Consider the following 10,893-nt stretch of genomic DNA (forward strand, 5'->3'; position numbering starts at 1 on the left):
GTATTCATGTATCGAGTAATTTCTTCGTCCATGCGCCATCGCATAATATTTTCCAGGTCTTCTTCCTGTATGGGATGCAAGGTCACACTCATTTTTATCCTCCATTTCGAAGCTTTTGGGGATCGTCAGTCCAAAGCCCCTGATTTTTCCAACAGTTCTTTCATACTGGTGATTTCCACAGCCTCCTCCAGGGGAATGGAAATGCCAAACCGCTCCTCAAGCTCTCCGATAATCATGACCTGTGCCAGAGAATCCCATTGCTCCACATCCTCCATCTTTGTGGTTTCCGTGATAGTTCCCGCAGACACCTTCAAAATTTCCTCTACTAATGAAATAATTTTTTCCTTCATATCGTCTCTTTCTCCATTACATTACTTTATCTATTTTCCATCATACAATGATATTTGATTTCCGCGATTCTCCAGTCTGTCTGGTTATCAATATCCTGTACCTCCATCTCAGAAACCACCATGGGAAGAATATTTCCCACCATAAGCTTCCGGTTTCTCCGAAAAGGGGCCGTCCGAAATACATAAAACTGACCTGCGTCATGGTAATGGGGCTCCAGATCCTGAGAACGGCTGTCCAAATATTGGGGATATTCAAATACCAATCGCCCTTCCTTCATAATCATGGCCCGCTGGGGAGGATATGAAAAAGCCACTACAGGAATCAGTGTATCCGCATTGCTGTCCAGAAGCTGGCTGACAGCATCCTTCAGCTTCTTTGCGGTCACAAAGGGAGCCGTTGGATAGATGCAGCAGGCCAGCTCATACTCCAAACCTCTCTTTTCGTATTCCGCCAGCACCTCCAACAGCACATCATTGGTAGTAGCATAATCCCCGGAGGTCTTTTCACTCCGGTAGAAAGGCACCTCTGCCCCATACTGTCTGGCTGCCTGTGCAATCTCTTCATCGTCCGTGGACACCATGACCGTGTCAAACAAACCGGACTGCAGTGCTGCCTCCACAGAATAAGCCAATATGGGCTTCCCACAGAATTTTTTGATATTTTTCCGGGGAATCCGCTTGCTGCCGCCCCGGGCCGTAATGATTGCAATTTTCTTCATCGCTGCGCTCCTTGCTTCATACATTATCTTCTCTCTCCACATAATACACTTTTGGAGTCTGCGAGGGCAATGGCGTTTCATAAATCTGGCAAACATCCCCTTTGGAATCGTCCCCAGAAATTTTCCGATAGCCCAGCCTGGGATACAGCTGTGCTACCGGCCTGTTTTTGGCAGTTGGAATATAAATGCCCCTAAGCCTGTTCCAGCCTGAAGCAAAAAGCTCCTGCTCCACATCCTCTATGATGGCATCCTCAAGGTTTCTGCCCATCCCCCTGCAGCTCATCACAAAATCTGTGACCACCGGTACCTCCTCCGAGGTATCCACAATGATCGCCGACACGATTCCATTATCTCCAAAGCAGTCTCTGACCTGATAGAGATAAATCCGTTTTCGGGAATCTTTTAACATCTCTCCAAGCTGTTGCAGGCCGTATCTATTGGTGGTCAAATTAAACTGGTTTGTTTTATTGAAAAGCTGCGTCAATCTCTCCAGATTCTCATGAGGGTCCACTCTGGTCATCACCATCTTTAGCTGCTTTAAATACCCTTCAAAGCTTGCAGCCTGCTCCCTCATCAGGCTGCGTTTCGCATTTTCCGCATACTGCCTGGTTTTATGCAGGTCTTCCATGGTGACCACAGGCTTTTCAAAATATTCCCTGTAAATCGCTGTCATCGCAGGAGCAAGCTCCTCCGGCCTTTGGGGAAAATCCGGCACCACCACCTCCGGAAGCATCTCCTGCACCAGCCTCCTCTCTGCGGGATTGTCGTCCCAAAACACAAAGGAATCCAGCCCCAGATTCAACTCCTGTGCAATTTCCTGCAGATTTTCATGCTTGGGACGCCAATTAATCCGCTTTGCCGCAAAGGAATCCGGTCTGAGCACCATATGGGAATGCCCGGCCAAAATGCGCTCTGCGTCCTCTTCATTATTTTTGGATACCAGCACAAGCAAAACCCCTTGCTTTTGCATTTGGAGAATCACCCGCTGCAGGTTTTTGTAAGCCAGCCCGCTGTGGTCGTCAGACAAAAGAATCGGCGTATGCTCCGCCTCCCCGGCCAGTCCTCCCCATAACGTATTGTCCAAATCCAACGCCAACACCTTTTTAGGCGTTCTCCTCTCCACGCGCAGCTTTTCCAGGATCAGACTGCAGAGTCTCTCCTGGGCACCGGCAGTTAAGGGAAGCTTTCCCAAATACCACATTTTCCACGAAAAAGCATTTTCTTCTCCCATCACTTCTATCATGTGCCGATAAGGGAATATGCGTACATTGTCACAGCGCTTTACAATTTCCTCCAGATGTCTTTGCCACACCTGCTCCAGCGCCTGCTTTCTTCCCGGTTCAAACAAAACCTCAGTCTCTGCGCACCATAAATAAACATCCGAGATATAGTATATCATCCCTGGGTTCATAGCCGCCGAAAAACTGGAAAACCAATTTCTTACAAGGACATTTGCTTCCTCAATATCCAATCTGTGCTCCACAAGCTCCGCCAAATCCAAAATGAGAAAGGTCACCGCCGGATCATAGACATAATAAGAGGATTGTGGATTCATCAAAATACCCAGCTCATTTCCATATCCCTCCGTCTCATATACAGGAACCTTGCTCTGCAGCATACGGATTACAAAATTCATGTTTACATTAGAGAGAATCGCTATTTTCTGCTCTTCCATACCTTACCCTTTCATCGAACCTTCCTGCCTCTGATTACAAACGCTGCGATTCCAAGGACAGCAGCCGCACTGGCCGCCTCCGCCAGATGCCAATACCACATTCCGGTATAGCCGCACTGTATATTTCCGGAAAAATGGTCCGGCAGCAAAACCCTTACATCAGCGTTGTCTCCCTTGACAACCTGAAGGCTCTCTCCTGTATCTGTATTCACTCCATGGTAGCCCTTATAATAAAGCAAAGGAAACTCCACATAATGCTCTCCCGCTCCATCCGTCTCCACATAGGCGTTTACCTGAAGATTCCTTTTTTCATAAAAAGACATCTCCGTGCCCTGAGAGATCACCGGCTCATGATAGGTCATATGCTCCACCTGGGCTTCCAAGGGAAGATACTCTGCACCCAGAATGGGGGAGTGTCCCATGCTTTGTGCTGAATCAAGCCGGAGAATGGAAGCTCTGGTGTTTAAAATATCATCCACCTGGTACATGGAAAACAAAACACAGACAGCTCCCAGCCCCGCCAAAATGCCCCTGGCTGTGCCGGTCCTGAATTTCCTTTTTCCCTCTAAAAGCCAGGCTCCTGCCGCACAGGACACAAAAACCATGCACAGGGTGACAATCGCCATCAGTCTGGTGGGAAACTGCAAGGAACCTGTCAAGGCTGCCGCTATAGAGCCTGCGCTGCTTAGCTTATCCCAAGGGAAATAGCTAGTGCTCATGTACAGTGCAATACAGCCCAGCAAAAATGCTATATCTGCCGTTCTTTTCCGGGTTTTGTCCTTATCCTCCCAAAATCCTTTGCGAAACCGCAGCCACAGCCATAAAAGCGCTCCTGCAATCAATGCCGCCCCCATTGTAGTAGGCTCAGTGTCCAGCATGCCGTTCTCTGCAAACCGAGAGGAGCTGCCACCCGCCTGCAATGTATAAAACAAATGCGCAAGCGTAATCCCTCTGCTTTGTATCAGCACATTGGCGTTGTTTCCAAAATAATAGCTGTCCGCCGTCATCAGATCCACAAAGGGAACCAGAAACCAGACGTTCAAAAGCACTGTAGCCGCAGCCATTTTAAGAAGAACCAAAAAGGTCTGCCTGCGAAACACCTTCTTCCACATAAGCAGGCACAGCAGTATAACAAAGCCTCCGGCTATCTCACAGGTCAGTGCATGAGATTGTATAATGCCCGAAAACCCAAGCGTGGGAATCAACCAGCTCCTCTTGTAGCTCTTCTCCTTCGTGTCTGAGGAAAAAATTCGGTAAAAACCCCATACAAACAGAGGAAGAAAAATCATTGCCGTATACTCTCCCACTGAAGCGCTGTTGTAAATATTGTAAAGACGATAGGGAGACAGGGTATAGAGCATGCAGCCAAGAAGTCCAATTTCCTCGCTCTGAAAGCACCTTTTAAAAGCAGTATAGGCAATAAGCGCCGTAGCCAGATTCACAGCCGCCACATAGCACTGATAGCTTATGGTAAGCGGAAAGCCGGCCATCCGCAGTATAGCAGGAAACAACAAAAAGGTATCGCAGTAGAAAATAGAATTGGCATACCCATGCCCGGCAAGCCACATGGGTTCTATTCTGGAAAAAGGCATTCCCGAAAGCAGAGCCTGTGCCAATGCCTCAATGCGCCCTAAGTGGAAAATCAAATCTGCTCCGAAAAAAAGATAGTCCACCATCAGGGGAATACTGGAAATAACCACCGTTGCAGTTATTCCCCAAAATATCAGCTGCTGCCTGGCCGGAAATGGGCTCTTTCGGTGCAGTAAAAGGAGAACTGCCCCGGCATTCACCAGGAGACTGAAAAACAGTACTGTGATCACCCACATGGAAACCGCCTGCCCGCCGTTTTCAATCTCCACCCCCTTCACCTCCAGGGTCTGGCCGTTATTTTCCACATAGACATATAAATGAGCCACGCTGTCTAAAAGATAAAATTGGCATTGTGCCATACCAGCCCCAGCATAGAGAGTCACCGGATTGCTTTTCAGCGCAGAGAGGTTTTCCTCCTCCGCCCTTACACCGAAGCCCCCTTGGATATCCTCCTGGGTATCATAGTAAATCCGGGCCGTGTACACTCCGGGAGAGAGGGCTATCCCTTCTGCAAGCAGTCTGTCCGTTTCCTCTGTCCCTGCCACAATGCCGGTTTTCCCAAAAAGCATTATGATTCCTGCAAAAAGCAGAAAAAGCTCTATGCACAAAAGGATTCTGCACTTTTTATTTTTAAGAAATTCAGACTTTCTCAACACTTTTACCTCTCCTCATTCTGCCCTTGGCAGCCATAAATACCAGAAAGGCCAAGGCTGACAGGGATATCCCCTCAGCGCCCCGCCAAAGCCATGGTATCCCCGTGATGACCTGTAAGGGAAGAGCCGCCCATTCCTCTGTTCTTTCCAGCCACAAGGGCTGTGTGGAAAGCAGGATTTCCCCCGTGAGAAACTGTGCAGTCAAAAAGGCCGTGCTTATGGTAATGCCCAGGCATATCCTGTACCATCCCTCCTCCCGCTCCAGATAGAGGGTCTCACAGGAGAGAAGAATGAATACCGCGCAAGCCCCGATTCCCCACTTTGCCGGGCTCTGCATCCATCCAAGGAGAAGGGAAAAAAGCAGATTCTTATTCTGCAAAAGCTCCCAGGGAAAACTGCTTGTGCTAAAGTATGCCAGCACAAGCCCCAAAACAGCCAGTCGCTTACACAACGGCTTCTTTTCCTTTTGTGCATAGCGGCCGGTAAAAAAACTCCACAAGAAAAACAGCACGCAGGCCGTAACCGCAAATCCCATCCCCAGACTCTGTGTACCCGCCATTCCATTTTCCCAAAAATTCTTCGATGTTCCCGCTCCAAAAAAGGTCATCAGATAGACCGCCCAGGATAAACCGCCGGAGCGGACATCCTGAAGAATCAAATTTCCCAAAAGCTCTGTGTTCTTATACACAAAATAGAAAAGGGGAATCAAAAACCAAGCCCCTAAAAGTCCTGTGGCAAGCACTGTTTTTCCCACCGTCAATCGGACATCTTTGGAAAGCGCCCTTTTCCCCAGAAGGAAAAGCCAAAGCACGCACATCCCTGCAGCAATCACAAACACTGTCATGGAAGCGGATAAAATCAGCAGCAAGGCAGCCGTAAGAAGCACCCAGGTTCTGCCAACGCCCTTTTGTTTGTCCTCACCGGCATACAGCCTTACAAGTCCCAAAAGCAAAAGAGGAAGAAAGCACCAGGCTGCAGCCTCCCCCGCCTGCGCCGCCACATACAGGCTGCTCAAGCGATAAGGACACCAGGTAAACAGCAGGCTTCCCAAAAGCCCGAGCTCCTGTCTATGGAAGCATTTTTCAAAGCAGAGGAAGGAGCAGACCGCCGTTGCTATATTCACGGCCCACAGGTAAAGCTTATACGCTGCCTGCAGGCTTAAACCCATGCGGTGCAGTACTCCAGGGAGAATTAAAAACACATCTGCCTCAAAGGCTGCCGCCCCATAGCCGTAATCCGGCAAAGCAGCCGGCTGAATGCGCACAGGAAAGCTCTTTGTGAGTCCTTGGCTGATTAATTCAATTCTGGTCAACACATTCTGCAGGTTTTCCCCCTCCAAAAGGTAATCTGTCAAAAGGGGGACTGATGCCGTCATCACAATCAGCGTCAGAAAAATGACATTTCTTCCATTTCGATTCCAGAAATTTTTTAGCCTTCCAGACACTGCGGCACCTCCTCACGCTTTTTCTTTTTGCTGTAAAGACCGGATATCCCCATAGAAAGCAGAGTTACCAGACTTATGATCTCCCCAAGCCTCCAATACCAGGGGCTTTCAAAGGAAACCATCACTTCTCCCTCGAATCCTGCCGGAAGCTCCACAGTCACCTGAAAATTATCCCCGGCATAACAAGGAAGTTCTTCCCTGGTTTCTGCTGCATAAGCATGATACCCTTTATAATACAAAAGGGAAAAGGTCACCTGCGCCGGTTCCTCCTGTTCATTGGAAAGCCAGGCTTCGGCTCCAAGCTCTTTTCTCTGATAATCCAGACAAGTCACATTCTCCGGACATTCAGGATCATGATACCAGTACCTGGAAGCGTCCGCACCATAGGTCAGATACTCCGCTCCTGCAATATAACCGGTTCCCAGGCCGCCCTCGCTGTTGTAGGCCCGAAACACCTCCACCCGGCTCAAAATGTCATTTAAAAGGAAAATGCTGCTGATTCCCAGAAGAAACACCATTCCTCCTATATACAGGGAAAGCTGCATCCTCTTTTTATTCAAAAGCAGCCATTTTGCCACAGCTCCCGCCACCGTCACAAGACACACATTTGCAACCGTCAGGAAACGGTTGGGAAACTGTATGCTGGACACCAGCACCGCCGGGATGCTGCCAAGCTTCTGTATATCGTCCCAAGGAAACAGGCTCAGACTAAAAAGCATGGCCAGCAGAGAAAAGCCTGCCGTCACCTTGCCCAGCGCAAGCTCCTTGTTTGACAGTACATTGCCCCTTTTGTTGAGAAGCAAAAGGCCGAAAACCAAAAGAGCGGCAATCAAAGAAATTCCCACCCCCATAGGCTGCGTATCCGCCATACCGCTGTCAGCAAAATATACAGTGGAGCCTCCTCTGAAAAAGGTAAACAGCAAATGGGCCAGATACAGACCCCTGTCCTGTATAGTCCGCTCCGAGACATGCTGAATTACAAAGTCTCCGGTGAGCATATAATCCATAAAAGGCACTAGAAACCATGCGCTGAGCAATACACTGTACACCACTGTCTTTGCAAGCACAAGGAAGGTCTTTTTGCGAAACACCCTTTTCCAGAACAAAATACAAAGAAGTATAGTAAAAAAACCTGCCATTTCTCCAGTGAGAAGATGGGACTGGATCAATAGGGCAAACCCGGCGGTAAGCGGTATCCAGCCTCTTTGATAACCCTCCTCTCCTTCCTCCCGGGAAAGCACTCGGTAAAAGCCGTAGACTAAAAGCGGCAGCACCATGATTCCCAGAGTTTCCCCCCAGGAGCCGCACAGATAGGTTTTATAAATCCTATACACGGAAAGGGAATACAGCATACTGCAAAATACGCCTATATTAGGGTTTTGAAACATTTTCCCAAAACAGAAATATGCGATTAACACCGTTGCCACCGTAACCAGAAGCAGATACAGACGGTAGCTGGCAACAATACTGAAGCCGATCAGCCGAAACAAAGCTGCCGGATACAGCAGCGTTTCCCCATAGAAGATAGGCGAGGCGTATCCATAGCCCTGAATCCAGTTGGGCGAAATACGAATAGGAAACTGCCCGGACAACAGGCCATCCTTGATTCCCTCCACCCGCATCAAATGATAAATCAGGTCTCCTGCTCCCGGCATGCCATCCACCATCAGGGGCAGCGACGAAAACAAAACGATCACTCCCAGAAGAAAAGTCCTGCTCTTTTTTTCTGGAGGCACTCTGTAGGCTTTATCATAGCAGACATAAACCCAGCATACATTAAACAGCGTAATAAAGCAAAACAGGGCAAACAGGCCAATCCGGTTCCAGGCGTTTGTCTGATATATGGTCAGCCCCTGCACCGCCAGCATTCCCTCTCCCCCGTATTGAACCTGTACCGTCAGATGGGCACTGTCCTGCAAGAGCCACATGTCAAAGTCGGTTTGCGTAAGCCCCGCAAAAAGTCCCGTTCCATTGGTCCGCAGATTTTTAGCCGGAAGGCTGCTGTCTATAACGCTGCAGGAATTTACCATATTGGTGTCTGTGGCATACTTAAGCTGTACTCTGTAGGTTCCCTTGGGCAGTGAGATATTCTGAATTTCCACCGTCTCCCCGTTTTCCTGTCCTTCCAGATAAATACCCTCGTAAGACTCTACCCAGACTCCTGTGCTGCTTATCATGCTCTCCGCGCTGTATTCATACACAGCATCCTTTCCAAACAGCCCCAAAACAGCTGCAAAAAGGAAAAGCAGCTCCGCCAGCAAAAGTATGCGGAAATATTTATTTTCTGCTATGTGCAGCGATCTGATACGCGCCCAAAAGCTCATGATTTTCCTCCAAAAATTATCTGCCACATTTGCTGCGAAGCCGGCGAATTGCCTGCTTGAGCCTGTAATACACAAAAAAGGCAGCCGCCGATTTTCCCTGCAGGGCAATCAGCTCCTGCTCCTCTTTCCCCGTCAGGCTTTTGTAATAAGGATTTTTCTCAAATTCCGGAAAACGCTCCAAAACCCCCGCCCGCAGTTCCTTTACAAAGGACAGCCGGGGCCTTCTCACGCCGGACAAATAAGAAAACAGGGTAATGGCGTAATAAAGCTCTGTAAAGCGGTATTCTATCTCCGGTCCATAGGTGTCAAGCATGCCTCTTTTTTGGCATTCGTCGTAGAAAAGAGCAGCCGCCTTCATACGATCCCTGCACTTTTCCTCTGTGATATGGTGCACCGTGGAAACCGAATGCTGGTAATAATAGTAGAGAGGCTCCTCCACCTTCTCAAAATGGGTAAAATACAGACTCCACAGCGGGCCTGCACAATTATCCTCGTAAAATATCCCTTCCGGAAAGCACAGTCCATGCTCCTTGATGACGCTATGCCGGTATATCTTGATCACCATGCTGCCGCTGCGAAGCAGAAGCTTTTTGTGCTTTTCCACATCCAGCACGCCTGTCTGATCGGCAGTGTTGTTGCAGATTACCCTTCCCGGCTCCATAGTATGGGTTTCCACCAGGCTGTAATTGCAGCCCACCATATCCGCGCCGGTCTCCTGCCCCCTTTTCAGCAGCTTCTCATAGCAGTCAGGAGCCACCCAGTCATCGCTGTCCACAAATCCGATCCATTCTCCCACCGCTTTTGAAAGCCCCGTGTTCTTTGCGCCACCCTGACGTTTATTGGTCTCATGGAAGAGCGCCTTCACCCGCCCCGGGAAGCGTCTTTCATACTCCTGCAAAATCTCCGGCGAACGATCCTTTGAGGCATCGTCCACGGCTATGATCTCGTAGTCCTCTATGGTCTGCTTCAGCAGAGAGTCCATACAATATTCCAGCTTTCCCTCCGCCGCCATATTATAAACCGGCACAATGATACTCAGTTTCATTCTCTCTTAAACCTTTCAGTGCTTCCTTCTTTTTCCATGCGGACCTTGCCGTTTTCCACCCGGTATACAATATCGCATTTCTCGATGGTCTGCAGCCTGTGCGCTATAATAATCAGCGTTTTTCTGCCATGCAGACGGTTGATGGACTCCATAATGGCCGCCTCTGTGTCATTGTCTAGGGCAGAAGTAGCCTCGTCCAATATCAGCACCTCCGGATTATTGTACAAGGCTCTGGCAATGCCGATTCTCTGCCGCTGTCCCCCGGACAGGCGGATGCCTCTCTCGCCAATGCCCGTGTCCAGTCCCTCCGGCAGCGTTTTTACAAACTCATCCAGCTGGGCTTCTCTTAAAACCTCCCAAACCCTGGTTTCATCAATCCGTTCCTCAGGTACTCCAAAAGCTACGTTTTTCCGTATGGTATCATCCAGCATAAAGATCATCTGGGGAATGTAACCTACATTTTTCAGCCACTTGCGGTAATGGGCCTTCACATCCTGTCCGTCCGCCAGAATGCTTCCCTCCTGTACCTCCAGCAGGCCAAGCAGAATATCCACCACAGTGCTTTTCCCCGCTCCGGAGGTTCCCACAATGCCAACAGAGGCTCCTACGGGAATGGTCATGCTGGCATGGTCAAAAATCAGCTTGTCTGTGTTGGGATAGGCATAGGTAATATTTTTGAGCTCGATGGAATGCTTTACAGGAAGCTTCTCCTCCTCATCGGTGGCAAAGGACAAATCCACCTTCTCCCCGTTGATCTCGTCCTGCAGATTATCGCTGACTCCCATAAAAAAGGGCTCAAAATAGGCAATGGAATTGATCTGGTTATTGATGCGGTTCACACAGGGCAGCAGAACAAAGGCCGCAGCCGCCAGAGTGCTGAATACATCCAGCATGTTCTGGGTGGGCGCCCCCGAAGCCACCAGGTAAATCATGTAACCCACCATGGACGCCACGCAGGCCGTCTCTATCAAGAGCTTGGGAATATTGTTGTAAAGGCTGTATTTCTGCACTGCATCCACATATCCTTTTCCGCATTTGCGGTACTCCGATACGAAATACTGCTCCTTGCAGGAAATCTTTACCTCCTTTATAC

General features: G+C 49.1%; 8 protein-coding genes. All 8 read right to left on the bottom strand.

Going from position 1 to position 10,893, the window contains the following annotated elements; translation table 11 throughout:
• Nucleotides 1-125: 125 nt before the first annotated feature.
• Entirely contained in the window at nt 126-350 is a 225-nt protein-coding gene (locus AC1WIP_RS05710) for an acyl carrier protein (protein ID WP_481140920.1), read from the bottom strand.
• Nucleotides 351-376: 26 nt separating this feature from the next.
• Nucleotides 377-1,069 carry a pseudaminic acid cytidylyltransferase gene (gene pseF / locus AC1WIP_RS05715; protein WP_318703015.1) on the bottom strand — a complete coding sequence of 231 codons (693 nt, stop codon included), beginning with the start codon at nt 1,067-1,069 and terminating at the stop codon, nt 377-379.
• Between the two features lie 16 nt (nt 1,070-1,085).
• Entirely contained in the window at nt 1,086-2,744 is a 1,659-nt protein-coding gene (locus tag AC1WIP_RS05720; RefSeq protein ID WP_481140921.1) for an HAD-IIIC family phosphatase, read from the bottom strand.
• 11 nt (nt 2,745-2,755) lie between these two features.
• Entirely contained in the window at nt 2,756-4,990 is a 2,235-nt protein-coding gene (locus AC1WIP_RS05725; RefSeq protein ID WP_481140922.1) for a hypothetical protein, read from the bottom strand.
• A complete protein-coding gene (locus AC1WIP_RS05730; protein WP_481140923.1) occupies nt 4,974-6,431 on the bottom strand; it encodes a hypothetical protein in 1,458 nt (485 codons plus the stop codon). Before AC1WIP_RS05730 ends, AC1WIP_RS05725 begins: the two co-directional genes overlap by 17 nt.
• On the bottom strand, nt 6,416-8,755 hold the full coding sequence (locus AC1WIP_RS05735; RefSeq protein ID WP_481140924.1) for a hypothetical protein: 2,340 nt from the start codon (nt 8,753-8,755) through the stop codon (nt 6,416-6,418). Before AC1WIP_RS05735 ends, AC1WIP_RS05730 begins: the two co-directional genes overlap by 16 nt.
• A gap of 16 nt (nt 8,756-8,771) precedes the next feature.
• The gene (locus AC1WIP_RS05740; protein ID WP_481140925.1) at nt 8,772-9,800 is read right to left on the bottom strand and encodes a glycosyltransferase family 2 protein; all 1,029 of its coding nucleotides are present in this window, start codon (nt 9,798-9,800) and stop codon (nt 8,772-8,774) included.
• Nucleotides 9,797-10,893, bottom strand: a 1,097-nt coding sequence (locus AC1WIP_RS05745; RefSeq protein ID WP_481140926.1) for an ABC transporter ATP-binding protein, incomplete at its 5' end; no start/stop codon positions are given. The genes AC1WIP_RS05745 and AC1WIP_RS05740, both read right to left, overlap by 4 nt.

Source organism: Acetatifactor sp., from assembly GCF_982438285.1.

Excerpts from the sequence above, each read along its gene's own strand:
- AC1WIP_RS05710 (WP_481140920.1), bottom strand. The coding sequence starts at position 350 with ATGAAGGAAAAAATTATTTCATTAGTAGAGGAAATTTTGAAGGTGTCT.
- pseF (WP_318703015.1), bottom strand. The coding sequence starts at position 1,069 with ATGAAGAAAATTGCAATCATTACGGCCCGGGGCGGCAGCAAGCGGATT.
- AC1WIP_RS05720 (WP_481140921.1), bottom strand. The coding sequence starts at position 2,744 with ATGGAAGAGCAGAAAATAGCGATTCTCTCTAATGTAAACATGAATTTT.
- AC1WIP_RS05735 (WP_481140924.1), bottom strand. The coding sequence starts at position 8,755 with ATGAGCTTTTGGGCGCGTATCAGATCGCTGCACATAGCAGAAAATAAA.
- AC1WIP_RS05740 (WP_481140925.1), bottom strand. The coding sequence starts at position 9,800 with ATGAAACTGAGTATCATTGTGCCGGTTTATAATATGGCGGCGGAGGGA.